Origin of the sequence: Nocardia sp. NPDC006630 (assembly GCF_040611495.1) — a bacterium.
Taxonomy (GTDB): Bacteria; Actinomycetota; Actinomycetes; order Mycobacteriales; family Mycobacteriaceae; genus Nocardia.
The window spans coordinates 41,675-68,208 of the sequence record NZ_JBEXOK010000007.1 but is presented as its reverse complement, the minus strand read 5'-3'; the positions used below and the strand labels follow the sequence as shown (position 1 = coordinate 68,208).

The following is a 26,534-nucleotide window of genomic DNA, read 5'->3' as shown; positions in this document are numbered from 1 at the left end:
ATGCCTTTCCGCTCAGCTGGTCAGATATTCGGGAGTGTTCAGGGCAATGGCCGTCAGCCGGATCGGATCACCGTGCACCGAGGCCAGCACCGCGGCGCTGCGGTCGGACCAGTGGCCGATGCCGAGCCGATGGCCGACGGCATCGATGCGGTCGGTGGCGCCGGTCCCGGAAAGCCAGCTCAGATCGGCTTTCTGCGCCAGTCCGGTGGCCGCGCGCAGGCGGGTTTGCGCGGCCGCGGTGGACAGCCACGCCTGGCCGCTGGACCAGCCGCCCACCGAGGGGGGATAGAAGGGCACCTGCCCGAGCGTGCGCAGCACGTTCACCTGTGTCTTGACCTGGGCGTCAGTGCCCACGGGTACGGCGAGGGCCCGGACGGCACCGACCAGCCATTCCACCGGTCCCTGTACGACAGTGCCGGTGCCACTGAGGAATTCGGCATCGGTGAGGACGGCGACCACCAGCCGGGTGATATCGCGGCCGGGTCCATAGGCGGCCGTCAGCCGGTCGAGCGCGGCTGCCGAAGGGGGCGCGCCGGCGGCCAGCTGCTGCCACATTCGGCCCGCCACGAACCTCGCGGACTCGGGACGCGCGAGCACCGCGGTACAGAATTCCCGCGCATCGAGCGAACCCGTCACGCCCAGCACCGTTTTCGAGCCGGTGTCATGGCGCTTCGGATCGAGCCGGGCCGAACCGTCCGCGGCAATCGTCCAGCCGGTCAGGGCGCGGGCGCCCTCGCGGACATCGGTCTCGCTGTACCCGTTGCCGTGCCCGAGGGCGAACAGCTCCATGAATTCCCGAGACAGGTTCTCATTGGGCGCTTTCGCGGTATTGGCGATGCCGTCGAGCCAGCGCAGCATGGCCGGATCGGTGAGCATCGCGTAGGCCAGCGTGCCGAAATCGCCCGCGCCCAGCCGGCGTAACGTCTCGTTCTGCCCTGCCATCTCGGTGGCACTGCGCACCTTGCTCGCAGAGGTCGCGAAGTGGTTGTGCCACAGTAGCGTCAGCTTCTCCGGCAGCGGCCGCTGCGCGGTCGCCATGCGGCGCACCCACCAGCCGGTCAGGGTTTGCAGCTGGCCGGTGAGGTCGCTCTGATAGCGCTTGCGGACATCGGTGGCAGCGTCCCTGCCCGGGCGCACCGGTTCGGTGAAGACCGGCAGCGGGGTCAGTCCCGCACCGGGATCGGCGGACCCGTCCAGCTGCGCGCGGAGATAGTCGGCGACAGGCAGCGTATGCGCGGCGTCGATCTCCGATCCGGTCGCGCCGAAGCCCGCGCGCCGCAGCACTCGGGCGCATTGCATCCACTGCACCGATTGCGACCCCATCAGCCGAGTATCGGCCTGTGAGCGGGCATTTGTGTCCCCGCGGAGGGCAACCTTCAGCCGATCTTCAGTCGGTCGCGGTTTAGTGCCGGCGTGCCACGGGTACCCGATGACCGGAGTGATACCGATGATTGAAGACAGCTACGACAATATCGAGCCGGCCTTCGAGGAACTTGCGGTCGCCGTCGAATCCAAAGATCCGAAACGAGAAGTGCTGCGCGAGCGAGTGATCGAGCGCTGCCTGCCGCTCGCGGATCACATCGCGCGCCGATACTCCGGGCGCGGTGAGGCTTTCGAGGATTTACAGCAGGTGGCTCGCGTCGGCTTGATCCAGGCGGTGGACCGGTTCGAAATCTCCCGGGGCGCACCTTTTCTGTCCTTCGCCGTCCCCACCATTATGGGCGAGGTGCGCCGCCACTTTCGCGATCACACCTGGGCGGTGCGAGTTCCCCGCCGTACCAAGGAGATTCAACCACGTCTGGCGAGCGCGGTCGAAACCCTCGCACAGCGACTCGGCCGCATGCCCAACGCCCGCGAGGTCGCCGACGAACTCGAAGTCGGCCTCCTGGACGTCACCCACGCCCTGGTCGCCGCCAATGGCTACCAGTCGTCCCCACTCGACGCGATGATCAACGATGACGGCGAGTACTCCCCCATGCCTGCCGCCGCCTCCCTCGGCGATACCGACCCCGGCTACAACCTCGTCGAACAGCAGCTGGCGGTCCGCCCGCATCTGCGCCAACTCCCCCGCCGCGAACGCGAACTGCTGATCATGCGCTTCTTCGAATCGAAGACCCAGAAGCAGATCGCCGATCACCTGGGCATCTCCCAGATGCACGTCTCGCGCATCCTGGCGAAAACGCTCAATCACCTCCGCGAAGAAGTGCTGCAGGACTGATCTCAGCCTGCGACCTCGGGCCGCTCGGTCAGCCCGAGCCGCAGATGTTCGCTGTGATAGACCGCCTCGTCCAGGAGCTGCGCGACGTGATTGTCGTACAGGCTGTAGACGATGCTGCGGCCCGCGCGAGTACCCGTGACCAGACCCAGATTTCGCAGCAATCGCAATTGATGCGAGACGGCCGACTGCTCCATACCGACGGACTCGGCCAATTCGGAGACCGGCCGCGGGCCCTGCCGCAGTTCGCTCAGGATGAGCAGGCGGCTCGGGGTGGCCAACGCCTGCAATGTAGTCGCCACGTGCGCAGCCGATTCCGCGTCGAGGCGCGCCACCGGCCGATCGCGGCCCTCTACCCCGTGTCCCATGAACGTGCAGTCTATCTCACAGGCATTTATGAAGACCTCTTCATATGATCTGTTATTCTCGGGTGGCTTTCTCGTCCCCCTGGAGGTCTTCCCGTGGTCTCGTCCACAGCCACGCCCACCCGCCACACCGTCGCACCGGCGGTCGCGCCGGTGCGACGGATACGATTGTTCGCACTGCCCGAAATGCGCTGGGCGGCAGCGGCATCGGCGCTCTTCCTCCTGGGGCTCGCCGCACAGCAGCTGGGCGGGCCGACGTGGCTGTGGTGGGCGCTGTACCTGGCCTGCTACGTCACCGGCGGCTGGGAACCCGGGCTGGCCGGGCTCCGGGCACTGCGCGAGAAGACCCTGGACGTCGATTTGCTGATGGTCGTCGCCGCCCTCGGGGCGGCAGCGATCGGGCAGGTGCTCGACGGTGGACTGCTGATCGTCATCTTCGCCACCTCCGGCGCGCTGGAAGCCCTCGCCACCGCCCGCACCGAGGACTCCGTGCGCGGACTGCTGGACCTCGCCCCCGATACCGCGACCCGGCTCAGCGTGGACGGTGCCGAACAGACCGTGCGGGCGATCGATCTCACGGTCGGTGATGTGATCCTGGTCCGCCCCGGCGACCGCATCGCCGCCGACGGCAGTGTGGTCGGCGGGGCGAGCGAGGTGGATCAGGCCACCATCACCGGCGAACCGCTGCCGGTGGACAAGACCGCCGGTGACGAGGTGTTCGCCGGAACCCTCAATGGCACCGGCGTGCTGCGGGTGCGGGTGGATCGCCGCGCCGAGGATTCGGTGGTGGCGCGCATTGCCGGACTCGTCGAGGAGGCCGGTCGCACCAAGGCCGCGACCCAGCTGTTCATCGAAAAGGTCGAACAGCGCTACTCCCTCGGCATGGTCGCCGCCACGCTCGCGGTATTCGTGGTTCCGCTGCTGTTCGGCGATGCGTTGCGAACCGCGCTGCTGCGCGCGATGACGTTCATGATCGTGGCCTCGCCGTGCGCGGTCGTGCTTGCCACGATGCCGCCGCTGCTGGCCGCGATCGCCACCGCGGGGCGGCACGGGGTGCTCGTGAAATCGGCGGTGGTGATGGAACAGCTCGGCGCCACGACACGAGTCGCGTTCGACAAGACCGGCACGCTGACCCGGGGCACCCCAGAACTGGCCGATATCCGCACGCTGCCCGGTAGCCCGTTCAGCGAGGAGCAGATCCTGCGGTTGGCCGCCGGCGCCGAGCATGCGAGCGAGCACCCGCTGGCCGCGGCGGTGGTCCGAGCCGCCCGGGCGCGCGGATTGGCACTGCCGGCTGCCGAGGAATTCGCCGCTCTGCCCGGCCGAGGCGTCTCCGCGCTGGTCGACGGTCATTTCGTGCAGGTCGGCTCACCGACGGCACTTTTGGATGCGACAGCACAGTCCGCGATGGCCGTTGCCGAGGACCTGCAGCAGAGCGGGCGGACCGCGGTGCTCGTGCAGTGTGATCGGACCCCTGTTGCCGTACTGGGCATTACCGACCAGATGCGACCCGAGGCGGCCGCCACGGTCACCGCTCTCACCGAATTGACCGGCGCCGCACCGGTATTGCTCACCGGCGACAACCGCGCCACTGCGCTGCGGCTGGCCGATCAGGTCGGTATCACCGATGTGCGCGCAGGACTGCTGCCCGAGGACAAAGTCGCCGCGGTACTCGAGCTCGAGGCTCAGGGTGCGCACGTGACGATGGTCGGTGACGGCATCAACGACGCGCCCGCACTGGCCACCGCGCACACCGGAATCGCCATGGGCAGAGCAGGATCCGACCTGACCCTGCAGACCGCCGACGCCGTCGTGGTTCGTGACGACCTCAGCGCGATTCCCACTGTCATCGCCCTGTCACGGCGAGCGCACCGCGTCGTGGTCGCCAATCTGATCATCGCCGCGACATTCATCGCGATTCTCGTGACGTGGGACCTCGCCGGGCACCTGCCACTGCCGCTGGGCGTGGCGGGTCACGAAGGATCGACCGTCATCGTCGGCCTCAACGGCCTACGCCTGCTTCGCAATTCAGCGTGGAGGCGGGCTGCCACCACGGCGCACTGACGCGGCGCCCAGCGTGAGCGGGCGGAAGCCGGAGCGCGACACAAGAGATCGCCGAGTCGTACCGACTTCCGACCGTGCAGGCCGGTCGCGGGCGCCCCGATCAGTGACCGGCGGCGGACTCCACTACTGCCGCGACCTCGAGGGGGTGCGACACCAGGGAGGCGTGGGAGGCGTCGAGTTCGGTGGTGTGGGCGTTCATGCGGGAGGCCATGAAGCGCTGGGAGGCGGGCGGGATCACGTGGTCCTGCGCCGAGACGATGTACCAGCTCGGTGTGCTCGCCCAGGCGGGGGCCGCGGAGGGTTCGATATTCGCGGAGACGGCGAGGGAATGCTGGTGGGCGATCATGACGGCTGCGGTCGCGGGGCTGACGTCTTGCGCGAAGACCGAATTGAACAGGTCGGGGGCGACGTAGCCGTCGAGATTGTGACCGGCGATGCCGTTGGGATCATCGACGACGCGCAGTTGCAGGGCCGGTGGCAGCAGCTGGCTGCCGGGGAATCGGAGGGGATCCAAGGCCTGGAAGGCGACCTCACCCTGGACGGGGGCGAAAGCGGCCACGTAGACCAGTGATTCGACCTTGGGGTCGTGGATCTGGGTGATGACCGTGCCGCCGTACGAATGACCGACCAGGACCACCGGGCCGGCGATGGTGTCGAGGGTGCGCTGCACCGCGGCCGCGTCGAAGGCCGGGCCGCGCAGCGGATTGTCCGGGACCACCACCTGATAGCCGTCATCGCGCAATTTCGCGGCCACACCGTCCCAGCTGGTGGTGTCGGCGAATGCGCCGTGCACGAGAACAACCGTCGGCAGCGGGTCGGCGTGCGCCGGAGCCGCACCGACCGCGACACCGAGTGCCAGGGCCACTGCCGCGAGGACACCGCGTGCTCTACTTCGGAATTGCATGGATAGAACCTGCTTTCCGCTCTCGAGAAGGTCGAGCGGTTACAGCCTTGCATGAAGGCAGGGGCAGCGCAGCACCTCCCCGGTGTTTTCGATCATTCCGTGACCGAACCGGCAGAGCATTCCGTGACCGAACCGGTCGGGGTCCGAGCCGCGCTATTCGGTTGAAATACCCACCCGCAGTAGCAGATTCAGCAACGTGGTGCGTTCGGCCGCGGACAGATCGGCGAAGGAATCGGCGAGGACCTCGTCGGCGACCCGGTTTCCGGCGGCCAGGACCTGGGCGCCGGTGGCGGTGAGGCGGTGTTCGATGGTGCGGCCGTGGCCGGAAGCGCGGTCGATGAGGCCGCGCGCCGCCAAGCGATTGGCGAGAGTGCCGAAGGCCTGTTCGCTCTGGAAGGTTTCCTCGGCCAGGGCGCGTGCACTGGAGCCGGGGTCACGGGCTATGGCGCGCAAGGCATCCCACTGCGCCAGGGTCGCGCCGACACCGGCGAGCGCACGGTCCAGTGCGCGATGGTGGCGGTACTGGGCTTGTTTGACGGCCCTTCCCAGAGCTTGCAGGTCACTCGGCATGGACAGAACGATAGCAGTATGACTAAGCTTGTTTATATCAACATATTTAGTCATCGATCGAAGGCGCTCCCATGACCTCTCTGACCATTACCGAATCAGGCAGCGGACCGGCCGTTCTGGTGCTGCACGGCGGCGCGGGGACGTTCAGCGTGGCCGGTATCGCCGAACACTTCGCCCGCACCTCGCACGTGCTGACCGCCACCCTGCCCGGATGGAACGGCACTGCGCGACCGGACGAGATCGACACCATCGCCGACCTCGCCGCCGCGTATCTGACCCTGCTGCGCGAGCGCGAATTGCACGAGGTGCTCGTCATCGGCTCCTCCGTCGGCGGCTGGATCGCGGCCGAGATGGCCGCGCAGGATCGCACGGGCACCGTGGGCCGGGTGGTCCTGATCGATGCCACCGGTGTGTGGATCGACGAGGCGCCGATGCCCGATTTCTTCGCGCTCGATGCCCGCGCGATCGCGGAGTACTCCTATCACGATCCGGATCGCTTCTATCAGGACCCGGCCGATGTTCCGGCCGCGCAACTGGCTGTGCGACAGGCGAATATGGTCGCACTGCGGCATTTCGCGAGTGATCCGTACATGCACGACCCGTCACTGCTGGAGCGACTGTCCGGCGTCACGGTCCCCGCCCTGCTGGTGTGGGGCGCGAGCGACCGGGTCGTCACGCCGGCGTACGGCGCGGCCTATGCCGCCGCCTTCGGCAATGCGCGGCTCGAAATCATCAGCGAGGCAGGGCATCTGCCGCATATGGAACAGCCGGACGCCACCTTCGCCGTTCTCGACGCGTTCGCGAATCAGGTCAGCGGGACTCCCGCGCGATAGGCCTCGACGGCGGCCCGGGTCTCCTCGTCGACCAGGTCGAAGTTGATCTGCGCACCGGCGGCGGCTCCCGCCGCGGCTGCCGCGCCGACCTGCGCGGACAGATCGGTGACATTGCCCGCCAACCACACTCCGGGCACATCGGCGCGGCCGGTGGGGTCGCTCGGGAGGTACTCACCCATACCCGAGGGATGCTCCTTGGGCAGGAGTCCCAGCGGCGCAAGGAAACTCGCGTCCGCGACCATGCGCGATCCGACCACCACCGCCTCGCGTTCGACCACGGTGCCATCGGAAAGTCGCAGTCCCGCAAGCCGATCCCCGGCGATCTCCACCGCGGTCACCTCGCCGGTCACCACCCGGATGTCGCGGGCGGCGAACTGTTCGGCCTGCTCCTCGGTCAGCGGTGCGGAGGTATGCGCGAAGTAGGTGATATCCGGACTCCACTGCCGGAACAGCAGGGCCTGATGCACCGACATCGGACCGCTCGCCAGCACGCCGATGGCCTGATCGCGCACCTCCCAGCCGTGGCAGTACGGGCAGTGGACCACATCGTGGCCCCAACGGCTCTGCAGCCCAGGGATATTCGGCAATTCGTCGACCAGGCCCGTGGTCACCAGCAATCGCCGCGCCCGAACGGTCCGGCCGTCGGTGAGCGTCACGGTGAATCCGGTACCGTCCTGCGACGCGGTGGCCACCGTGCCCGCCACCACCTGGCCGCCGAACTGCCGCACCTCGGCCCGGCCGCGCTCGACCAGTTCCTTCGGGGATATGCCCTCGCGGGCCAGCAGCCCGTGCACACCGTCGGCGGGGGCATTACGCGGATGGCCCGCATCGATCACCACCACCGAGCGCCGGGCGCGCGCGAGCATGAGCGCCCCGTTCAATCCGGCCGCGCCGCCGCCGACCACCACCACGTCATAACTGTTTGCCAACTGATCCGTCATCAGTGACCACCTCCTTGACGACGACCATGCGAGAACACCCACAATTTCGGCAAGAAAAGTTGCTGATACGGCAAACTCGGAGGATGGACGAAGAACTCGACCAAGCGCTCGACGCAGTGGGACCACGGCTGCGTGACCTGCGACGACAACGCGAGACGACGCTCGCCGAGCTGTCGAAGACGACCGGTATCTCGGTCAGCACGCTGTCACGGCTGGAATCGGGGGTGCGGCGGCCGACACTGGAATTGCTGCTGCCGCTCGCCAAGGCGCACGGCGTCACCCTCGATGAGCTCGTCGGCGCGCCGCCCACCGGCGATCCGCGGATTCATCTGCGCCCGGTCAGCCGCGGCGGCATGACCATGGTTCCGCTCACCCGCCGGGCCGGGGGCATCCAGGCCTTCAAGCTGGTGATTCCGGCGAACAGCCGCAATGAACCGGATCCGCGGACCCATGAGGGTTACGAGTGGCTCTACGTTCTCAACGGCCGGCTGCGAGTTGTGCTGGGCGAGCACGATTTTGTGATGAATCCAGGCGAGGCGGCCGAATTCGATACCCGGGAACCACACTGGTTCGGCCCGGCGGATGAGGGCGAATCGGTCGAATTCCTCAGCCTGTTCGGCAAACAGGGGGAACGCGCGCACCTGCGGGCCCGCCCGAAGGATCGCTCCTGAGCGACCGCTAACCGACCAAGCACTTGCTTGTTTCGAGGGAATGGACTACCAATGAGGTTCGATCCACATACTCGCCGCGCCACCGAGCGCGGCCCGCACCGAAGGAAGTAGATGGACGACTTCGGTCATCGCACCGGGGCCGCACTGGTGCTCGGCGCCAGTGGCGGCCTGGGACTGGTCACGGCGCGCATGCTCATCGAACGCGGCAGCAATGTCGCGCTGACCTACTTCCGATCGGCCGGCAAGCTCGATCCACTGCTGGAGCAGGCCAAGGCCTCGGGCCGCACGGCCGCAGCATGGCAACTCGACCTCACCGATGCGGCGCAGACCGCCGAGGTGGTCGCGCAGGTGGCCGCCGATTCCGGTGGCATCCACACGCTCGTCTATGCCGCCGGACCGCATATTCCGATGCGGCATCTGAGCCGAATCACGCCGGAGGACTTCAAGTCTCAGATGATCGACGATGCGGTGGGCTTCTTCCATGCCGCCCACGCCGCGCTCCCCCATCTGCGCGCCTGCGAGGGCAATATCGTCGCGATCACCACCGCGGCCACCACCCGCTTCCCGATTCGGGACGGGCTCTCGAGTGCACCCAAGGCGGCGGTCGAGGCCCTGATCCGCGGTATCGCGGCCGAGGAGGGCCGCTTCGGCATTCGCGCCAATTGTGTCGGCCCGGGCATGACCACCGACGGTATGGCCGATCGGCTCATCAAATCCGGTGATCTCGACCAGAACGCGCTCGATATCACCCGGGCCAATATTCCGCTCCGGCGCTTCGGCGATGCCGAGGACATTGCCGAAGCGGTATGTTTCCTCGCCTCCGATCGCGCGGATTTCATCAGCGGCCAGAAATTGGATATCGACGGCGGATACGGCGTGTAGCAGCCCACCGCGGCGGCGCGCCCTGGACCGATCCGGGTCCGAGTCATTCAAGATGACACACAGATCGGTCCGGACGAGGTCGGAAGGCGGTATTCGACATGTTCAGTGCGGCGTCGGAAGCGGTGACGGGAAATCCGGCGCCCTTCACCTGGGTTACCGCACTGTCGATGCTCATCTTCTGCGGAATCCTGTGGCTGATAGTCGAATACATGCGAACACACACCCGAGCCTCCATGTGGCTCTGGGGTCTGTCGCTGCTGACTTTTCCACTGTGGATCTGGGGCCCGGGCCGCGATATCGGGCTGATCAACTGGTTCTCGTGGGCGAAGATCCTTTCTGTGCTCATTCCGCTGACCGTGGTCGGGGCCATGCGCATCGCGGTGGCCGAGCAGCGGGAGGGGCGCGTATGGGAACTACTGCGCAATCCGCGCTTTCTGTGGTTCCCGTACGCGATTCTGTTCTTGAATATTGCCGAGGCCACACTCCGGGATTTTCAGCTCGACAATCTCTGGAATGCGGCTGTGGGCGTGGGACTGTGCCTCACCATTCCCTACAGCCCGCGCTTCTGGGCGGTGCTGCCCGGACGTAATGCGGAGCTGGTCGCCTACACCACGATGGCGTGGAACTTCCTGTACACCACCTGGAATCTCTGCTTCACCTTCGGCGGTTATCCGCCACAGGAGGAGCATTTCGCCGCCAGTATCTGCATTCTGGCTGTCGCCGAGATCTATCCGCTGGTCAAGGGGCGGCCGGAGCTCTACATCATGGCCCGCATCTATACGCTGCCGGTGCTGATGCTGACCATCGCCATCTACAACATCTTCCCGAAGGTGATGCCGTCCGACGGCTGGTTCAACAATGATGTGTGGCGAGTGTGGGGTGTGGTGAACTTCGTGCTCACGATCCCCTATTTATTCTGGTACACATGGCAATTGGAGTCCGGGCGGGCGTTCATCATGTTCCGGCGCGGGCCGGCTCGGCAGGAGTTTCTGCACGAGCACGGCGATGACATCAAACGCCTGATGGCGCTGAACTCCTCATTGGATGCCGGCCGGGATACCAGCGGAAAGGCCTGAGCCTCAGCAGCGAACGGCGTAGGCGGTGTGCGGCGCCGGGTGCAGGTCACAGTGGCTGCTGTAGTTCGGCTGACTGTCGGGCGCTTGAATATTCGCATTGCCGAAGGTGGCGCCATTGCTCGCAGGGCCGTTCCCGAAGGTGGTGCCATTGGTCGCGGGGCCGTTCCCGAAGGTGGCGCCATTGCTCGGGGGGCCGTTCCCCACGGTGTTGGACGAGGCGTTCGCCAGGGCCGGCGCCAGCGTAGCCGGAACGATTACAAAAGCGCCGACGAGCGCGAAAACGGCTGCGGTGGTGCGGGCACCGTTGCGCAACCGGTGTGCCATCAGAGGGTATTTCTTCATACCCTGACAACGAGATCGCCCTTGGCACAGTTCATTTCGGAGATGTTTCGACTGTGCTTCCCCGCCGTTATCTTCGCCGTGCCGCGGGCGGGCCGCCTAGTCTTTGACCACGATGCCGATCGCGGCGGCGAAGGTGGGGGCGAGATCGAGGAGTTGCGTCGAGGTGATTGTCGCGCCCGCGAGCGCTTCGACGCCATCGGAGACATTGAGGTAGCGCGCGCTGCGCAGATCAACCTTCTTCAGCTCGGCTTTACGCATGGACAGCGCCTGCACCTCCGAACCCGGGAAGCTGACGGAGGTCAGTTTCGCCTCACTGATATCGATATGCCGCAGTACACAATCGACGAAGGACACATCGTTGAGATGGGCGCCGCGCAGGTTCACCGAATCGAATTTGCAGTTGTAGAACCGGACCCGGCGCAGCCGTGCCCCGAATGCCTCGACACCCGAGAAGGCATTCATCACCAATTCGGTATCCAGCCAAGAACTATCCGACAGGTCGGTACGGATCCACTGGGTGCCGTGGATCCACACATCATTGAAGCGAGCGTGCCGCATGGTCCCCCCGGACACCGTGCCGGCCGTTATCGCGCATTCGGTGAATTGCGCGCCCCGGGCCTGCACCTCATCCAGTTGCAGCCCGTCGAAGAGCGCACAGTCGTACTCCCCCTCCATCCCGATCTCGTCGTGCTCCACCAGGTGGCGTGCGAACGACAGGTCGGCCAACTCCCGCGGCATCAGAAGTCCTCACATGATCGGTAATCGAAGCCGATGACATACGTCGCGGCCCCTCGACCGTAGCCGAGGGTTTCAGGATCATCGCGAGGCGGAGCGCCCTGCATACGTCCGCAGCGCGCGGTGATATACAGGCGTGAACCTTCGCACCGAAACTGACGGAAACGACTGCTAGGAGCGAATTTGACGTCCATTCAGACCATTACCTCCGCACTGGCGGGGCTGGATTCGATCCGCGGCGAGTTGGCCGATTTCTATCGCGATCTGCACGCGCATCCCGAACTGTCCGGAGTCGAGTTCCGCACCGCCGATCAGGTGGCGCGGCAGGCGACGGCGCTCGGGTACCAGGTGACCACCGAGATCGGCGGCACCGGCGTGGTGGCGGTGCTGGCGAACGGCCCGGGGCCGACGGTGCTGGTGCGGGCGGACTTCGACGCCCTGCCCATCCAGGAGGCGACCGGACTGCCGTATCAGTCGCGCATCGACGGGGTGATGCACGCCTGCGGCCACGATATGCACGCCACCTGTCTGCTGGGCGCGCTGAAACTGCTCGGCGACGCCCGGGCGTCCTGGTCGGGAACACTGCTGGCGGTTTTCCAGCCGGCCGAGGAGACCGGCCGGGGCGCCCAGGGAATGATCGACGACGATCTCTTCGCCCGCTTCGGTACTCCCGATATCGTGCTCGCACAGCACACGGCCCCGGTTCCGGTGGGCCTGATCGGCGGGCACAGCGGTATCGCGGCGGCGGCCACCGATGCGCTGCGCATCGTGATGCACGGGCACGGCGGGCACGGTTCCCGCCCCGAGGCCACGGTCGATCCGGTGGTGATGGCGGCGGCCACGGTCATGCGCCTGCAGACCATCGTTTCCCGCGAGATCGCGGCCGATGAGGCCGCGGTGGTGACGGTCGGGGCGATGCGGGCCGGGACCAAGGACAACATCATTCCCGACGACGCTGAGCTGCAACTCAATATCCGCACGTTCACGCCGGAGGTGCGCATGCGGGTGCTCGCGGCCGTGGACCGGATCGTGCGGGCCGAGGCGGCGGCGGCCGGTGCGCAGTGGGCGCCGGACACCTCGGTCATCGATGCCTTCCCGGTCATGGTCAATGACGCCGATGCGATGCAGCGCACGCTCGGCGCGTTCGGTGCGGTGTTCGGCAATGACAAGGTGTTCGATCCCGGCCGGATCACCGGCAGCGAGGATGCCGGAAATTTCGCGACCGCGGCCGGAGTTCCGCTGTGCTACTGGATGTTCGGCGTTCTCGATCCGGCGGTGTTCGGCGGTTCCGATCCGGTGCAGATCCTGCATGACCTCATCGGCGGGAAGCTCGATCTGAAGACTGTTCCGGGGCCGCATACGGCGGGTTACGCTCCCGTCGTGGATCCGGCGATCAAGGTCGGGGTCACGGCCATGACCACCGCCGCCCTCACCTGGCTCGGAGAGGCTCGATCGTGACGACCATCGGGGTTACCGGGTGCACCGGCAAGCTGGGATCGATGGTGGCGCAGCGGCTCTCCGAGGCGGGCGCGGATCTGCGCTTGATCGCGCGCAGTCCGCGCAAGGAGTTGCCGGTTCCCGATGCCGACGTGCGGTATGCGGAATACGGCGACGGGCAGCTGTTCGAGGCGGCGACCGCCGGGGTGGACACGCTGCTGCTGGTGTCGGCCATGGAGAGTGAGCTGCGGGTGGCCGAGCACACCACCGCCATCGATGCCGCAGTCACGGCGGGGGTGCGGCGCATCGTCTACATCTCGTTCCAGGGTGCGGCGCCGGAGGCGACCTTCACGTTCGCGCGCGATCACTGGTACACCGAGCAGCACATCCGGCAGACGGGTGTGGAGTTCACGGTCTTGCGGGACAACAACTATCAGCTGCATCTGCCCGGGCTGGCCGATCCGGAGACCGGGGTGATTCGCGGACCGGCCGGTACCGGGCGGGTCGCCGCCGTCGCGCACGAGGACATCGCGGAGGTCGCGACCGCCGTACTGCTCGACGGCACGCTGCTGCCCGGTGAAGTCCGCGATGTCACCGGACCGCAGGCCCTGACGCTCGCCGAGGTCGCCGGCATTCTCAGCAGGCACACCGGCCGGACCATCACCTATGAGCCGGAATCGATTCCCGAGGCGTATGCGAGCCGGGCCGGATACGGCGCACCCGAGTGGATGGTCGCGGGCTGGGTCACCTCCTACGAGGCCATCGCCACCGGCGAATTGGCTGCCGTATCGGACACAGTGCAGGCGATCACCGGGCACCTGCCGACCACATTCGATCGATATCTCACCGACCATCCCGATATCCTCAGCAAGCTGTCCACGTCATGACTTCCGGGCAGGCGCCGAGTTGTTCGGGGCACAGGCGAAAGGGTGATCATGCGGGTCGTCGCTGAAATTCTCGTCGGCCTGCTGGCCGCACTGCACGTCTACATCATGGTCATGGAAATGTTCCTCTGGACCACACCCCGCGTCCGCGCCTCCTTCGGCAGCACGGCCGAATTCGCCGAGCAGACAAAGGTTCTCGCGGCCAACCAGGGCCTATACAACGGCTTCCTCGCCGCCGGTCTGATCTGGGGCCTGATCGCCTCGGATCCGGTGGGCCACGATGCCCAGATCTTCTTCACCGCCTGCGTTGTGGTGGCGGGCCTGTACGGCGGCGCCACAGCCAGCCGCCGCATCCTGCTCGTTCAGGCGCTGCCCGGCGCGATCGCGCTTGCCGCGGTGCTGTTCAGCGGATAGCACTGTGTGCGGTGCCCGCCCCGGCTCACGCCCTCAGCCGATCGACAGGGCGAGGTGGAAGTCGACGCGGTCGTTGAGGCCGGCCAGGCTGTGGCCGGTCAATTGTTCTATGCGGCCGATGCGGTAGCGCAGGGTGTTGACGTGGACGTGCAGTTGGGCGGCGCAGCGGCTCCAGGATCCGGAGGCGTCCAGGAATGCGGTGAGGGTGGCCACCAGGTCGGCGCCGCGCTCGCGGTCGTATTCCTCGAGTGGTCCGATCAGGCGCTGCCGGAACAGGATTCGCACATCGTCGGGAACCGAGGCCAGCAGGAGCAGGTGTGAGGACAGTTCGGCGCTGGTCGCGGCGGAGAACCAGTCCTTGGACAGCATGGCGGTGCGGTGTGCGTGGCGGGCTTCGTGCAGCGAACGGCGCAGGGCCGTTATGCCGGTCGCACCGTGGCCGATGCCCGTAACCACTCGGCCGCGGCCGACGAGTGGTCGCAGCCGTTCGGCGGCCTGGCGCACCACATCGATCAATTCCTTTCCCGCCGTGTCGGATTCGACCGGGGTCAGGACGAGGTACCCGGACTCGGTGCCGATCGGCTCCGTCGATCCCGGCCGGGTGCGCACGATATCGCCGAGGACGACCGCGGCGAGTTCGGCACCGTAGCGGGTATCGGCGGCGCTGGCCACGACAGCGGCGATCGGGCGGTCCGGATCGAGCCCCAGACTGCGCAGCCGCGCTTCGGCGGCGCCGTCGTCGCCGGTGCCGAGAAAGGTCAGCGATTCACGCAGGAACCGCTCCTCGATGAGTCTGCGTTCCTGTCGTGCGGCTTCGCTCATCGCCCAGAGTGCGCACACCTGGGTGATGGCGTCGACGATCCACGGTTCCCGGTCGCGGTAGTCACCCGTGGTCACCAGATACCCGACCGGCGGACGCCGTGCGATCGGCGACTGCACGGGATGTAGCGATGCGGTGCTCTGGCCCACCACCTGAACGCTCGGAAATACGGCCTCCGCCAAGGCATTCCGGAAGGCGCGGTCGAGTCGGCCGGCCTCGGGCTCCGGCAGCGGGCCACCCATGATCAACCCGGTCGCCGAGAGCAGGGCGCAGTCGAGCCGCGTCGCGCGCCGCAGGGCCGAGACCAGACCCTCGGGTCCCTCTCCTGCCGCCAGGCTCGCGAGCAGCTCCCGGTGCAGCCCACTGCCGGGGGTACCGGTGATCGCGGAATGGACGGCGGCGGTGATGGTGGCGTACGAGACGTCATCGCGCACGGTGCACAGGGTGAGTCGATGTCGTTGGGCCGCATCGCGAATCGCCTGCGGGACGCGGCCGACGATCGCGGTGCCGACCACCAGCGCCGCTGATCCCGCCCCGGCGAGCGCGGCGCAGAAGACCTCCGCATCGGATTCGGTCCGATACCAGCCGGCACTGGTGAGCACCAGTTCTCCGCCTGCGAGGTAGCCGACCGGATCGGGCAGATCGGTGGTGTAGACGCCGCGGACGATGCGATCGGGCGGACTGTGGCTCAGCAGTTCCAGACCGAGGTCGGGACGGTCGAGCAGCTCCGATACCAGCAGCGGCGGCATCGTCCTCACCTCCGAGTGGGATCGAGTGTTACAGCGATGTGCACACCGATGACTCGATGTTCGGAGGATTCTACAAACTCCGCACCGCTGCGGCAGCGCGAGTTCGTACAGCGGCGTGCTGATGAAACCGCCTGGCAGACGGCTTGACTGAAGCAGTCGCCCGATCAACGCAGATCTCGCCAGTCCCCCGGAAACGCCGCTCACGCCGGAATCCGCCTGCTTGTCGCTCGTAGGAGTCACCAATGTCCGCTGCCGATGAGGTCGTCACGACCGCACGGGAAAATCCCTACGGCATAGAAGTTCTCGGGGTCGAACCCATTCCGCCGGAGCTCCGGCACGGCGGGCCGAGGTCGTTGTTCACGCTGTGGTTCGGCGCGAACACCCAGTTCGCGACGCTGTCGGTGGGCGCGCTGTCCACCGCGGTGTTCGGGCTGGATCTGGTGCCCGCCCTGCTGGCCATCGTGCTGGGCACGCTGATCAGCTCGGTGCTGGTCGGGGTGCTGTCCACTCGGGGCCCGGCCACCGGTCTGCCGCAATTGATTCAGACCCGGGGGCCGTTCGGCTGGTTCGGGAATCTGCCCGCGGTCGTCTCCACCGCGGTGGGCGGGATCGGCTGGTACGTGGTCGACACCACGCTGGGGATCTTCATCCTGCGCGATCTGTTCGATATCGGGTTCACGCCGTCGCTGCTGATCATGGTGCTCGCGCAGTTGATCGTGCCGCTCATCGGCTACCGCCTGATCCACGCCATGGAGAAGTGGCTCGCCTCCGGATTGGTCTGTGTCTTCGCCGTGGTCACCGCGTATGCGGTCGGGCAGGTCAGTCTGACCACTGCCGCCCATCCTGCGGGGAGCGTCGTCGGAGCATTCCTGTTGACGGTGTCCGTCACCGGTGCGCGGGGACTGGGCTGGTCGGCGTACGCCTCCGACTACAGCCGGTACCTCCCCGCAGGCACCAGCGGCCGGCGCGTATTCGCTGCTGCCGCAGGCGGTTCCATTGTCTCCGGGGTATGGATCGGCGGACTCGGGGCGGCGCTCGGCACCGTTGCCGAGGTCGCCGATCCCAGTTCCATGGTCCGGCAATTCCTGCCCTCGGTCCTCGGCACCGTCGTCCTGGTATCGCTGCTGCTGTCGACCCTCGCTTCCACAGTGCTGGACCTGTATTCCGGATCGATGGCCGCCCTCGCCGCCGGGGTGCGCATACCGCGCTGGGTGTCGGTGGTGCTGGTGTGCCTGATCGGATCGGTGCTGGCCTGGTGGGCGGGGCAGCACGACTTCGTCACGACGTTCCAGAACTTCCTGCTGATCACCAGCTACTGGCTCGCGCCGTGGGCGGCGGTGACCGTCACCGCATTCTTCCGGCGCGGCGGGACGGTCGCCACGGCTGCCGAATTGTCCGATCGGCGGCGGCGTTTCGGCTGGGGGCTGCCGGCCACCGTGCTCGGCGTCGTGGCGTCGATCCCGTTCATGAGCCAGAGCGTGTACACCGGGCCGATCGCGGCAGCGCATCCGGATATCGCCGGGCTCGGACATGTCATCGGCTGCACTGTCGCCGTTCTCGCCTATATCGCGGTCACCGCGCTCGACCAGGAAAGGGTCACCGCATGATTTCGCCTCGCACCCTGATTCGCAATGGCATCGTCATCCCCTGTGCCGGAGACAGAACGGTCTTCGATCCCGGCTCGGTGCTGATCGAGAACGGCCGCGTCATCGCTGTCGGAACCGTGGCGCAACTCGACGCCGCGGCCGCCGACGCGATTGTCGTCGATGCCACCGATCACGCGGTCATTCCCGGTCTGCACAACTGCCACCTGCACTCCGGCCTGCTGCGTGGGACCGCCGAATCCAAGTCGCTGTGGGATTGGCTGCGCGACTACGTCGATCCCGCGCATCGCGCGCTGACGCCTGATATCGCCGAGGCGGCGTCGCTGCTGTGCTACACCGAAGCGCTGCGCGGCGGCACCACCTCGGTGATGGATATGTGGCGTTATATGGAGGGTTCCGCGCACGCCGCTGAGGCGGTGGGACTGCGTGCCACGCTCGTCCCGTACGTCGCCGATCTGCCGGGGTACGACTACTTCGAAACCCTCGCCAGCAATCGCGCACTGCTCGAGAACTATCGCACCTACGCCGATGACCGGGTTCGCTCCTGGGTCGGGCTCGAGCACCTGTTCTATTGCAGCCCTGAGGCTTTCACCGCTGCGGCCGCACTCGCCGAGGAGTTCGACACCGGACTGCACACGCACTCCTCGGAGACCGCGTCCGAAGTCGAGGAATCGGTGCGCAGATTCGGGCGGCGGCCGATCGAAGAGTTTCTGCACCGTGGCATTCTCGGCCCGCGCACCGTGGTGGCGCACTGCGTCTGGGTGGATGAGCGGGAGATGGAAATCCTCGCGCAGACCGGGACCAGTGTGGCGCACTGCCCGTGCTCGAATATGAAGCTGTCCTCCGGGCCAGCGCCGGTAATCGCCATGCGCGACAAGGGAATCACCGTCGGGCTGGGCAGTGACGGTGAGAAGGAGAACAATAATCTGGATCTGCTCGAGGAGATGAAATTCGCGTCGCTGCTGCAGAAGGTCACCACCCTCGATCCGACGACCGGCGACCCGTGGGACATGTTGACCATGGCGACCATCGACGGCGCACGCGCCCTGGGGCTCGACCGCGAGACCGGATCACTCGAGCCCGGCAAGAAGGCCGACATTGTGCTGGTGGATCTGCGCGCCCTGCACACGACGCCGCTGCTGCACGGTGACGACTTCAATGCGGTGGCGCACCTGGTGTTCTCGGCATCCGCCGCTGATGTGTCGCAGGTGTATGTCGACGGTCGCCTGGTCGTCGATGACGGGAAAGTGCTGACCGTCGACACCCAGGCTATTCGGACACGAGCCCAGAATGCCGCCGAAGAACTCTTCGCGCGGCGCGCCGACCTGACCAGAGAGAGGTCCTGAAAGATGACTGCCATGACGGCAAGTACTCAGCCCGGTCCGGGCTCCACCGGCGAATTGCCGGACGGTGATCTCGCGCTGCTGCGCACGGCGATCGCAGAATCGTTCGCCTCTCGCGAGCGGGGGCGCCATCCGTTCGGTGCGCTCGTGGCCGACGAGAACGGGGTGATCGTCGCGCGGCGGGGTAATAATTCCGCGCCGCCGGAGGGGGATCCGACCCAGCATGCCGAGCTCTCCGCAGCTGCGGAGGCGGTAAAGCACCTCACGGCAGCCGAACTCGCGCGCGCCACCTTGTACACGAGCGCCGAACCCTGCGTCATGTGCGCGGGGGCCATTTACTGGACCGGTATCGGACGGGTTGTGTACGCCCTGTCCGAGGAGAAGCTGCTCGGACTCACCGGGGACAATCCGGAAAACCCCACGTTCGCGCTCCCCTGCCGTGAGGTTTTCGCGCGCGGCCAGCGCCGCATCGAGGTGCACGGGCCGATGCTGGAGGACGAGGCGGCGGGCGCGCACGAGGGGTTCTGGCAATAGCCGCAACGCAGTTCGTCACATGCCGTTGCATTCGATGAGCGGGGGCGGGTAGTCCGGGGCGAGGAGCGGGGCTCGCCAGGGTTTGTGGATGTCGGCGCCGGGGAGGTGGGCGAGTTCGGGGAGCCAGCGGCGGGCGTAGGCGCCGTCGGGGTCGAAGCGGTCGGCCTGGCGGATGGGGTTCAGGACTCGGTTGGGGCGGGAGTCGGTGCCGGTGCCCGCGGCCCACTGCCAGTTGAGCTGGTTGTTGGCGACATCACCGTCGACGAGCCAGCGCTGGAAATGGGCTGCGCCGATACGCCAGTCGATGCCGAGGGATTTACTCAGGAAGCTCGCCGCGATCAGGCGGGCGCGGCCCGGCATCCAGCCTTCGGCCAGGAGTTGGCGCATACCCGCGTCGATGACCGGATATCCGGTGCGGCCGGCGCACCAGGCCGCGGCGGCTTGCGGATCATTGCGCCAGGGTGTGGGGCGGGGGCGATAGTCCTGGGTGGCGACCTCGGGCCGGGCGGCCAGGATCTGATTGTTGAAGTCGCGCCAGGCCAATTGGCGGGCGAACGCGTAGCCGCCGGGGGTGGACAGGTCGGTGCGCCGGACCATTTCGGTGGGTGACAGGCAGCCGAAGTGCAGGTAGGACGCCAGCCGGGAGGTGGCGTCGGCAGCCAGATCGTCACTGGCGGAGGCGTATTCCCCGATGGGTCCGGAAAGCCAGTCGCGCAGCAGCTTTCGTCCGGTGGTCTCGCCTCCCACGGCCAGGTTCGGTGAGCTCTCCGCCGAAGTCAGAGCGGTGAGATCGGGCAGCTCCGCACCGGCGATATCCGGCACCGTCAGCCCGGCGGGCCGTGCCACCGCACTGCGCAGCGGGGTCTCCAGCCAGCGACGGAAGTACGGCGTGAAAACCGCGAAGTGATCCCGCCCGGTCGCCGGGCGCAGATCCGGAGGGTCGACGACGCTGACCGATCCGGAATGCACCGTCAGCCGACACTCATTGTGCCCCAATCGCTCCCGAAGCCGCACGGCGCGCTCGGTGCTGTATCCGCTCACATCCGAGGCGATATGCACCTCCGTCGCGCCGGTCTCGGCAACCACCTCCGCTACCTGCTCCGCGATATCGCCCCGCCGCACCACAAGCCGCCCCCCGACGGCCCGCAACTCAGCATCGAGCTCACCGAGCGCCGCCAACAGGAACCGAATTCGATTCGCCGACAGCGACGCCCGCTCGAGAATCCGGTCGTCGAAAACAAACAGCGGCACCACCGCATCGGCGCGACAGGCCGCCGCCAACACCGGATTGTCCCGGACCCGCAAATCCCTCGTGAACAGGGCAACTGCGACGCTCATCGAAGATCCACCCTAGGCATCCGGCCATCGTAGCTTCGACCCAGCGAACAATGAGCCACGTTCGACACTGAACGGCAATGAATGGACCGATCACCCCACGCCCGGCCACTCTCCCCTACCCGAAGAACAGCCGGCCTCCCCCACCCCGAAGAACCATCAGCCTCGTCGCGTGACGCGCAGGGACGCGCCGTTTGCCAGCCCGATCGCCTGCGGGTAGCTATCGCTTCGCCAGGGCGCGAATCGCTTCCGCGAGCACGGGCGCTGCGATCAGGTCATGGCAATCTGGTCGACATACGCGCGGCGGTAGACACTTTCGACAGTGTCGCGGATCCCGCGCGCCTGCGCGGAGCTGTAGCGCTCGAATCGCAGCCCAGGGATGAGGTTGGTACTCATACCTCGATGGTCCACGGCGTCTAAGGCTTCGCCAGGGCGCGAATCGCTTCCGCGAGTGCGGGCGCATCGGTTAGGTCGTCGAGAACGATATCGGCATCGTCCAGGCTCGGTGCCGGCGTTCCGCCCGCAGCGACGGCGATGACGCGGGCTCCGCCCTGCCGTGCGGTTTCGATATCGCCGGGGCTGTCGCCGATGAGAATGGTGTTCCAGTGGCCATAGCCGTTGGGGTTCTGCGCCGATGCGCGGGACTGTGCGATGGCGACGAGTGCCGGTCGGTGTGCGTCGTCGTCACCGTAAGCGCCGTTCTCGAGGTCGAGATAGCTTTGGAGGCCGAAGATTTCGAGTTTCAACCGTGCGACCGCCCGGGTATTGCCCGTCAGTACGGACTGCCGTATATCGGGGAGAGCAGCCAGATACGTCAGCACGTTCTCTGCACCCGGCAAGGTACGGCCCTGCTGGCGCAATTGGTCTCGCCGCACGGAATAGGCAGCTACGAGAGCATCGGCGAAGACCGGGAAGGGCGGCGGTTCCGATATTTCGTGAAGCGCGGCCGTCGCCACGTAGATATCGGGCTCGGTGCGACCGGTGATGTGCGGCATCTGCCGGAGAACGCACCCGGTGACCTGCTCGAACGCATCCGCGAAGGCCGCACGGCCGACACCGCGCGTCTCGATCAACGTATGGTCTATGTCCCAGAGCACCAGTACCCCGTTGTTCTGTGCCGATACCATCCGAATTCGCACCTCCGGTTCTACTCTGGCTCACATGGTCATGGCGTCACGGCCCAATGACGATATCGGCGCGCGGATTCGGCTGCATCGTGAGCGGAGCGGCCGTACGCAATCAGTAGTCGCCGGATTGGCGGGCATCAGTACCGATTACCTCGGACAGGTCGAGCGCGGCCGAAAGATGCCGAGCGCGACTGTGATTCAAGCTCTGGCAGCGGCTCTACGCGTAGGACCGGGTGCGCTACTCGGCGACACACCCTCGGACACAACGAGGCTGGTATCCGGAAGTGGCGACCGTCTCGCATTGGCGCTGATGTCCGGCGGCGGTGATCCCGTCGCTATCGACGAGTTGGCCGACCGTATCGATCATGCCTGGAAGACTTGGCAGGCCAGCCGTCACCGCTACAGCGGTCTGTTGCCGACGCTGCCCATATTGATCCGTGACACCGAAGCGACACTCCGTAGCCTCCGACGAGGTCACCAACGCAGGCAGATAGCTACTGTCGCGAGCGACCTCTACGGCTTGCTACGCACCGTCACACGACGAGTGGACCGCACCGATCTGTCGTTCTTGGTGGCAGACCGCGGTTTACGCTCAGCCGAGGACGCTGACGACCCCATTCGCCTTGCGGTTGCGCGGTGGAATCTCGGGCACACGCTATTAATGGCAGGTGAGCACGAGGCGGCGATCGAACTCACGACGCTCGCGGCTGACAGTGTGATCGCCGAAGGCGGCCCAACCCCCGCCGCGATCGCAATGACCGGTGCCCTGCAACTTGTTGCGGCAGTTGCCGAAGCACGGGCGGGTCGGCTGTGGGAAGCGCGAGACCGCCTGAGCACCGTGCATCCGATCGCGGTGCGCTCACAACAGGCGGGCAACGTTGGGCACACCATGTTCAGCCCGCTCAATGTCGAGCTGCACGCGATGGCGATCGAACTTCAGGCAGGCGACGCGATCGAAGCGCTACGCATCGCGGATCAGCTCGATGTCACCGAATGCCCTTCGGTAGAAAGGCGTTTCACCTTTGCCCTCGACCTGGCCCGGGCCTACGAGCTCCGCCGCGAGGAAACCGGAACGCTCCTGCACCTGCTCGATGCCGAGCGAGTAGCACCCGAGGACCTCGATCACTGCCCCGCAGCGCAGGAAATGGTGAGGCGCCTGCTGCACAGCGCACGCTCGACGAATCGAACTCAAGCTGCTGCCCTGGCCGACCGCCTGAACATGGATACCTGACCCGGTCCGCACGGCAACCCGGTCTCTGAGACCGGGTTACCTCCCGACCACGGCTCTAGCGTCATCGACAGCACCACTCGCCTGGTGCGGACGATGACCGTCGAGGCCGGGAGGAATCGGGAAATGGAATATGTCGTCGCTCTGACACTCATTACGATCATGCTCACGACCGGGCTAGCCTTGCGCCACAACCTATACCAGCCACGCCACTACGCCGGAACCTCCGTCGCTGACCTTCAGGCACGGCTAGCGGCCGATCGCACGTTCCTGCCTGTTGCCAGGGGGTGGTGATCGTGCTCGAAATACCCACTGCCATCGGCTATCTGCGCTCGGACATCTCCCGCTCGCGCCAGCCCTGGGATGAGATTCAAATCCGTAGCCTCGCAAGGCGACTCGGGTATGTGCTGGCGAAGACCATCGTATTCAGTGAACGCACCGATGATCCGATGCAGCGGGTGATCGATGTTGTCCGCACCATCGATGCCGAAGCGGTGGTCATCCCGGGGCTCGAGCATTTCGACGGGTATCCGCCCTCTGCGCTACTTGCGGTCGCTGATGTCATTACCGTCTCGCCCGAGCAGACCTTCTCGCGGTGGGTCATCCCACCCGATGCACCTGCCGGTATGAGTGCTCGATGACACGTCGTATCGGCCGTCATTTGTGGCAGGGGACCTTACAAAAAACGGGTGCAGGGCGGGGGTGGGACCGTGTTGTATGGGTGGGTGACATTGCCACGTAAGGGAACTCGGGTGCTTGCCTTGGATGGGGAGCGGTATCGATGGGTTGTTTCGTCTAGTGATCTGCCCAATTTGCGGTTTGTGATCGAGGCCGAGGATGTGAATGGGCAGCGGGTGGTGGTTGGGGTGGATGATGGGTCGGTGATTACGCCCGGGCTGGTGGCCAGGGCTGTGGCGGAGGCGCTGCGGGCGGGGTGGACGCCGCAGGAGCGTGGTCCGCAGTTGCATTTCCGGCTCGAGGGAGAGCAGTTTGTGCCGCACGGGGTGGGAGGCGGGTGGCCGGCCTGAGGGTATTCGGTGTCTGGGGGTTCGGCTCGAGGTGCGGGCAATACCTGACTGGGCGGGGCGGGGCGGCGACGATGGGGGTATGACCCAGATCGCGTCCTCCCCTGATCAGGTGGTGGCTCAGCGCTACCGCGACCCGGCGCCGACTGCGCCCGCGCTGTGGAATCCGGTGCTGCAGGTGCTGCACGAGCATCGGTCGGTGCGCCGGTATCTGAGTGATCCGGTGCCGGATGATGTACTCCGACTGCTTGTTTCGTCGGCGCAGTCCGCACCGACCTCCTCGAATCTTCAGGTGTGGAGCGTGATCGCGGTCCGCGATCCGGACCGGAAGGCGCGGCTCGCGGAACTCGCGGGCGATCAGGAACACATTCGGCAGGCTCCGGTCCTGCTGGTGTGGACGGCCGATCTGGCGCGATTGCGCGGGCTGGCGGCCGAGCGTGCGGTTCCGCTGGACGGGGCCGATTATCTCGAGTCGAGCTATGTCGCGTTCATCGATGCGGCGCTGGCGGCACAGAATGCGGTCGTGGCGGCGGAATCGCTGGGACTGGGCACCGTATACATCGGCGCGATCCGCAACAATCCCGATCAGGTAGCAGCCGAATTGGCCTTGCCGCCGGGGGTTTTCGCGGTGTTCGGCCTGGTGGTCGGCATTCCGGATCCGACCGAGGACGCCCGCGTCAAGCCGCGCCTCCCGCAGGCCGCGGTGCTGCACGAGGAAACCTACGATGCGAGCGGGCAGAGCGCGCACGTGGCGGAGTACGAAACGCGCATCGCGGAGTTCTACGCCGAACAGCAGCTCGACCACTCCTGGACCGACCGGGTGCTGTCCCGGCTCGGCTCGGCCGCCGCCCTCAAGGGACGCGACCGGCTGCGCGATCAGCTTACGGCCCAAGGTTTTCCGCTGCACTGATGCGCCCGCCGCAGAGGCGCTGCACCCGTGAATTACCTCCGCGAGGCGCCCGGGTCGTCCGCACCCAGGTTGGCGAGCAACCGGAGATTGTCCTCATCGATGCTGCCCGGTTCCGGAGCCAAGCTGATCAGCTCGTGGCCGGAGCCGTCCGGCAGCATGAACCGCTCCTGATGCAGGGTGATCACGCCGACCATCGGATGCCGAAAGCGTTGCGCCCCATGGCCGCGCACGCTGACCTCGGCGGCGGCCCACAGTTCGCTGAACCGGCGGCTGCCGATGGACAGTTCACCGATGAGCGCGGCCAGCTCCGGGTCATCGGGGAACTCCCCCGCGGCATGGCGCAGGTGGGCCACGCTGTCGGCGGTGCGCGAGGATCGATCGGCATACAGCTCGAAGCGGTCGGCGTCGAGAAAGATCATCCTGGCCAGATTGCGTTCGGCTACCGGCATCTGGTCCAGATCGCAGTAGAGCAGACCGGCCAGCCGGTGCGGGCGGCGTTGACCGCGCACCGTCGTTTGAAGGACCCGGAGCGTCCCCGCCAGCGCAACGGCGAGTACTGGCTGACTGGGTTGGCCTAATGCGGCGGCACCTGGGGTGAGGGCACCGAGGCAGCGGGTCAGTACTGCGCCAGTTGGATGGTCGGGTCGCTGCTGCAACGCCAGCGCAAAGCAGGCACGATCTCCCAGCGCCGTTATGGGTGCGTGGCCAAGGATGCGGCGAAGGTGGCGTGTGGGTGCGGGCGGGTGTTCCGGGACGCGGGCGTGCCGGAGATGTTCGTCGCGCAGCAGGTGATCGCCGAGTACGAGAACCCGGAGATCCTGGCCCAGCTCGACCGCGGGAACGACAATGCCGAGCGCATCGCGGGGTTGCAGCACCGCATCGAGACGACGGCGGGGAATCTCGACGCCGAAACCGATCGGCGCACGGAGGTGTTGACCGGTGTGGGTGACGCCGATGACTTGCGGGTGATCGACCGCACGATAGCGGGACTGAAAATTGCTTTGAAAACTCTTCGTGCCGAACAGGATTCGGTGCGAGGTGCGCCGGGCGGCTGGCGCTGGCTGAGTGGCAGTGCAAACCAGAGTCAGGCATTTCCGGAGTTGCACAGCGTTCACCGAATGATTAACTTGCGTATTACACGTGGTGCGTGGGGCATCCGGGGAATTTCGGGGTGGGGAATGAAGATCGATCCGGATTCGCTGACGAACGCGGCCGTGGCCATCGGCGAGCTCGGTGAGGCGGTGAAAGACGCCGCGGTGTTCCGCCTCTCAATGCGCAGCGCGGGGTGGATGCACTGAAGGGGTCGAAGATTGCTGCTGCGCTCGGCGGGTCCCTACTGGCGATGGATGCCGACGACGCGAGCAAGCAGGCCATGACGGTGCTCGGTTCTCGGTATGCGGGTTTTGCGAGCCTGCTTGAGAATGCCGCGGCCACCTTCCACGACACCGATCAGGAACTGGCTGGGCAGTTCGCCGCGCTAACCGATCTGAACGCGAGTGGCAGCTGAGGTGGGTACTCCGACCAAG

29 protein-coding genes and 1 pseudogene are annotated in these 26,534 nt (G+C 66.6%); 18 read left to right on the top strand and 12 right to left on the bottom strand.

Features of this window, described 5'->3' with window-relative positions; all coding sequences use genetic code 11:
• Window positions 1-12: 12 nt before the first annotated feature.
• A complete protein-coding gene (locus ABZX86_RS21550) occupies window positions 13-1,323 on the bottom strand; it encodes a DUF1800 domain-containing protein (protein WP_355126002.1) in 1,311 nt (436 codons plus the stop codon).
• 124 nt (window positions 1,324-1,447) lie between these two features.
• Here ABZX86_RS21550 and ABZX86_RS21545 point away from each other — a divergent pair, with 124 nt between their 5' ends.
• A complete protein-coding gene (locus ABZX86_RS21545; RefSeq protein ID WP_355126000.1) occupies window positions 1,448-2,218 on the top strand; it encodes an RNA polymerase sigma factor SigF in 771 nt (256 codons plus the stop codon).
• 2 nt (window positions 2,219-2,220) lie between these two features.
• Here ABZX86_RS21545 and ABZX86_RS21540 read toward each other — a convergent pair whose 3' ends face one another.
• Window positions 2,221-2,583 carry a metalloregulator ArsR/SmtB family transcription factor gene (locus ABZX86_RS21540; RefSeq protein ID WP_355125999.1) on the bottom strand — a complete coding sequence of 121 codons (363 nt, stop codon included), beginning with the start codon at window positions 2,581-2,583 and terminating at the stop codon, window positions 2,221-2,223.
• Between the two features lie 93 nt (window positions 2,584-2,676).
• On the opposite strand from ABZX86_RS21540, the gene ABZX86_RS21535 reads away from it, so the two are divergent.
• Complete coding sequence (locus tag ABZX86_RS21535) at window positions 2,677-4,644, top strand: heavy metal translocating P-type ATPase (RefSeq protein ID WP_355125997.1); 1,968 nt, start codon at window positions 2,677-2,679, stop codon at window positions 4,642-4,644.
• Window positions 4,645-4,744: 100 nt separating this feature from the next.
• Here ABZX86_RS21535 and ABZX86_RS21530 read toward each other — a convergent pair whose 3' ends face one another.
• The gene (locus tag ABZX86_RS21530) at window positions 4,745-5,548 is read right to left on the bottom strand and encodes an alpha/beta fold hydrolase (RefSeq protein WP_355125995.1); all 804 of its coding nucleotides are present in this window, start codon (window positions 5,546-5,548) and stop codon (window positions 4,745-4,747) included.
• 153 nt (window positions 5,549-5,701) lie between these two features.
• The gene (locus ABZX86_RS21525) at window positions 5,702-6,118 is read right to left on the bottom strand and encodes a MarR family transcriptional regulator (protein WP_355125993.1); all 417 of its coding nucleotides are present in this window, start codon (window positions 6,116-6,118) and stop codon (window positions 5,702-5,704) included.
• Window positions 6,119-6,189: 71 nt separating this feature from the next.
• Between ABZX86_RS21525 and ABZX86_RS21520 the strand changes: the two genes are divergently transcribed.
• Window positions 6,190-6,951 (top strand): alpha/beta hydrolase, encoded by a 762-nt coding sequence (locus ABZX86_RS21520; RefSeq protein ID WP_355125991.1) that lies wholly within the window; start codon window positions 6,190-6,192, stop codon window positions 6,949-6,951.
• On the opposite strand, the gene ABZX86_RS21515 is transcribed toward ABZX86_RS21520, so the two are convergent.
• On the bottom strand, window positions 6,924-7,892 hold the full coding sequence (locus ABZX86_RS21515) for an NAD(P)/FAD-dependent oxidoreductase (protein WP_355125989.1): 969 nt from the start codon (window positions 7,890-7,892) through the stop codon (window positions 6,924-6,926). The genes ABZX86_RS21520 and ABZX86_RS21515 overlap by 28 nt on opposite strands.
• Window positions 7,893-7,975: 83 nt before the next feature.
• Here ABZX86_RS21515 and ABZX86_RS21510 point away from each other — a divergent pair, with 83 nt between their 5' ends.
• The 3 genes from ABZX86_RS21510 to ABZX86_RS21500 all read left to right on the top strand — a co-directional run bounded on the left by ABZX86_RS21510 (window position 7,976) and on the right by ABZX86_RS21500 (window position 10,521).
• A complete protein-coding gene (locus tag ABZX86_RS21510; protein WP_355125988.1) occupies window positions 7,976-8,563 on the top strand; it encodes an XRE family transcriptional regulator in 588 nt (195 codons plus the stop codon).
• A 111-nt stretch (window positions 8,564-8,674) separates the two neighbouring features.
• Window positions 8,675-9,445: an SDR family oxidoreductase gene (locus tag ABZX86_RS21505; protein ID WP_355125986.1), complete on the top strand. Its 771-nt coding sequence runs from the start codon at window positions 8,675-8,677 to the stop codon at window positions 9,443-9,445.
• A gap of 98 nt (window positions 9,446-9,543) precedes the next feature.
• Window positions 9,544-10,521, top strand: a complete 978-nt coding sequence (locus ABZX86_RS21500; protein WP_355125984.1) for a hypothetical protein — start codon at window positions 9,544-9,546, stop codon at window positions 10,519-10,521.
• A 3-nt stretch (window positions 10,522-10,524) separates the two neighbouring features.
• On the opposite strand, the gene ABZX86_RS21495 is transcribed toward ABZX86_RS21500, so the two are convergent.
• Window positions 10,525-10,863 (bottom strand): hypothetical protein, encoded by a 339-nt coding sequence (locus ABZX86_RS21495; RefSeq protein WP_355125983.1) that lies wholly within the window; start codon window positions 10,861-10,863, stop codon window positions 10,525-10,527.
• Window positions 10,864-10,959: 96 nt separating this feature from the next.
• Entirely contained in the window at window positions 10,960-11,601 is a 642-nt protein-coding gene (locus ABZX86_RS21490; RefSeq protein ID WP_355125981.1) for a pentapeptide repeat-containing protein, read from the bottom strand.
• A gap of 180 nt (window positions 11,602-11,781) precedes the next feature.
• Between ABZX86_RS21490 and ABZX86_RS21485 the strand changes: the two genes are divergently transcribed.
• The 3 genes from ABZX86_RS21485 to ABZX86_RS21475 are packed head-to-tail and all read left to right on the top strand — an operon-like array spanning window position 11,782 to window position 14,333.
• Window positions 11,782-13,056: an amidohydrolase gene (locus ABZX86_RS21485; protein ID WP_355125979.1), complete on the top strand. Its 1,275-nt coding sequence runs from the start codon at window positions 11,782-11,784 to the stop codon at window positions 13,054-13,056.
• Window positions 13,053-13,922 carry an SDR family oxidoreductase gene (locus tag ABZX86_RS21480; protein ID WP_355125977.1) on the top strand — a complete coding sequence of 290 codons (870 nt, stop codon included), beginning with the start codon at window positions 13,053-13,055 and terminating at the stop codon, window positions 13,920-13,922. Before ABZX86_RS21485 ends, ABZX86_RS21480 begins: the two co-directional genes overlap by 4 nt.
• A 48-nt stretch (window positions 13,923-13,970) precedes the next feature.
• Entirely contained in the window at window positions 13,971-14,333 is a 363-nt protein-coding gene (locus tag ABZX86_RS21475) for a DUF1304 domain-containing protein (protein WP_355125975.1), read from the top strand.
• A gap of 33 nt (window positions 14,334-14,366) precedes the next feature.
• Here the strand turns inward: ABZX86_RS21475 and ABZX86_RS21470 are convergent, their stop codons facing one another.
• Window positions 14,367-15,902, bottom strand: coding sequence for a helix-turn-helix domain-containing protein (locus ABZX86_RS21470; protein WP_355125973.1), 1,536 nt, complete (start codon window positions 15,900-15,902; stop codon window positions 14,367-14,369).
• 242 nt (window positions 15,903-16,144) lie between these two features.
• Here ABZX86_RS21470 and ABZX86_RS21465 point away from each other — a divergent pair, with 242 nt between their 5' ends.
• From ABZX86_RS21465 to ABZX86_RS21455, 3 genes are read left to right on the top strand one after another with little or no spacing between them, the layout of a single operon-like run.
• The gene (locus ABZX86_RS21465; RefSeq protein WP_355125971.1) at window positions 16,145-17,509 is read left to right on the top strand and encodes a cytosine permease; all 1,365 of its coding nucleotides are present in this window, start codon (window positions 16,145-16,147) and stop codon (window positions 17,507-17,509) included.
• Window positions 17,506-18,852, top strand: a complete 1,347-nt coding sequence (locus tag ABZX86_RS21460) for an amidohydrolase (protein WP_355125969.1) — start codon at window positions 17,506-17,508, stop codon at window positions 18,850-18,852. The genes ABZX86_RS21465 and ABZX86_RS21460 overlap by 4 nt, the downstream gene beginning before the upstream one ends.
• A gap of 12 nt (window positions 18,853-18,864) precedes the next feature.
• The gene (locus ABZX86_RS21455) at window positions 18,865-19,383 is read left to right on the top strand and encodes a nucleoside deaminase (RefSeq protein WP_355125967.1); all 519 of its coding nucleotides are present in this window, start codon (window positions 18,865-18,867) and stop codon (window positions 19,381-19,383) included.
• A gap of 15 nt (window positions 19,384-19,398) precedes the next feature.
• Here the strand turns inward: ABZX86_RS21455 and ABZX86_RS21450 are convergent, their stop codons facing one another.
• The 3 genes from ABZX86_RS21450 to ABZX86_RS21440 all read right to left on the bottom strand — a co-directional run bounded on the left by ABZX86_RS21450 (window position 19,399) and on the right by ABZX86_RS21440 (window position 21,845).
• Window positions 19,399-20,721 carry a deoxyribodipyrimidine photo-lyase gene (locus ABZX86_RS21450; protein WP_355125965.1) on the bottom strand — a complete coding sequence of 441 codons (1,323 nt, stop codon included), beginning with the start codon at window positions 20,719-20,721 and terminating at the stop codon, window positions 19,399-19,401.
• A 267-nt stretch (window positions 20,722-20,988) separates the two neighbouring features.
• Window positions 20,989-21,114: a hypothetical protein gene (locus tag ABZX86_RS21445; RefSeq protein WP_355125963.1), complete on the bottom strand. Its 126-nt coding sequence runs from the start codon at window positions 21,112-21,114 to the stop codon at window positions 20,989-20,991.
• Window positions 21,115-21,134: 20 nt separating this feature from the next.
• Complete coding sequence (locus ABZX86_RS21440) at window positions 21,135-21,845, bottom strand: haloacid dehalogenase-like hydrolase (protein WP_355125961.1); 711 nt, start codon at window positions 21,843-21,845, stop codon at window positions 21,135-21,137.
• Between ABZX86_RS21440 and ABZX86_RS21435 the strand changes: the two are divergent.
• The 4 genes and pseudogenes from ABZX86_RS21435 to ABZX86_RS21420 form a co-directional block, all read left to right on the top strand.
• Window positions 21,802-22,074: pseudogene (locus ABZX86_RS21435) on the top strand (helix-turn-helix transcriptional regulator); the annotation flags it as partial. The gene ABZX86_RS21440 and the pseudogene ABZX86_RS21435 sit on opposite strands and share 44 nt — an antisense overlap.
• A 72-nt stretch (window positions 22,075-22,146) precedes the next feature.
• On the top strand, window positions 22,147-23,076 hold the full coding sequence (locus tag ABZX86_RS21430; RefSeq protein ID WP_355126867.1) for a hypothetical protein: 930 nt from the start codon (window positions 22,147-22,149) through the stop codon (window positions 23,074-23,076).
• A gap of 293 nt (window positions 23,077-23,369) precedes the next feature.
• Window positions 23,370-23,714, top strand: coding sequence for a hypothetical protein (locus tag ABZX86_RS21425; RefSeq protein ID WP_355125959.1), 345 nt, complete (start codon window positions 23,370-23,372; stop codon window positions 23,712-23,714).
• Between the two features lie 466 nt (window positions 23,715-24,180).
• Window positions 24,181-25,008 carry an NADPH-dependent oxidoreductase gene (locus ABZX86_RS21420; RefSeq protein WP_355125957.1) on the top strand — a complete coding sequence of 276 codons (828 nt, stop codon included), beginning with the start codon at window positions 24,181-24,183 and terminating at the stop codon, window positions 25,006-25,008.
• A gap of 32 nt (window positions 25,009-25,040) precedes the next feature.
• Here the strand turns inward: ABZX86_RS21420 and ABZX86_RS21415 are convergent, their stop codons facing one another.
• A complete protein-coding gene (locus ABZX86_RS21415) occupies window positions 25,041-25,517 on the bottom strand; it encodes a hypothetical protein (protein ID WP_355125956.1) in 477 nt (158 codons plus the stop codon).
• Window positions 25,518-25,643: 126 nt separating this feature from the next.
• Here ABZX86_RS21415 and ABZX86_RS21410 point away from each other — a divergent pair, with 126 nt between their 5' ends.
• A complete protein-coding gene (locus ABZX86_RS21410) occupies window positions 25,644-26,306 on the top strand; it encodes a hypothetical protein (RefSeq protein ID WP_355125954.1) in 663 nt (220 codons plus the stop codon).
• On the top strand, window positions 26,294-26,515 hold the full coding sequence (locus ABZX86_RS21405; protein ID WP_355125952.1) for a hypothetical protein: 222 nt from the start codon (window positions 26,294-26,296) through the stop codon (window positions 26,513-26,515). The genes ABZX86_RS21410 and ABZX86_RS21405 overlap by 13 nt, the downstream gene beginning before the upstream one ends.
• Window positions 26,516-26,534 lie beyond the last annotated feature (19 nt).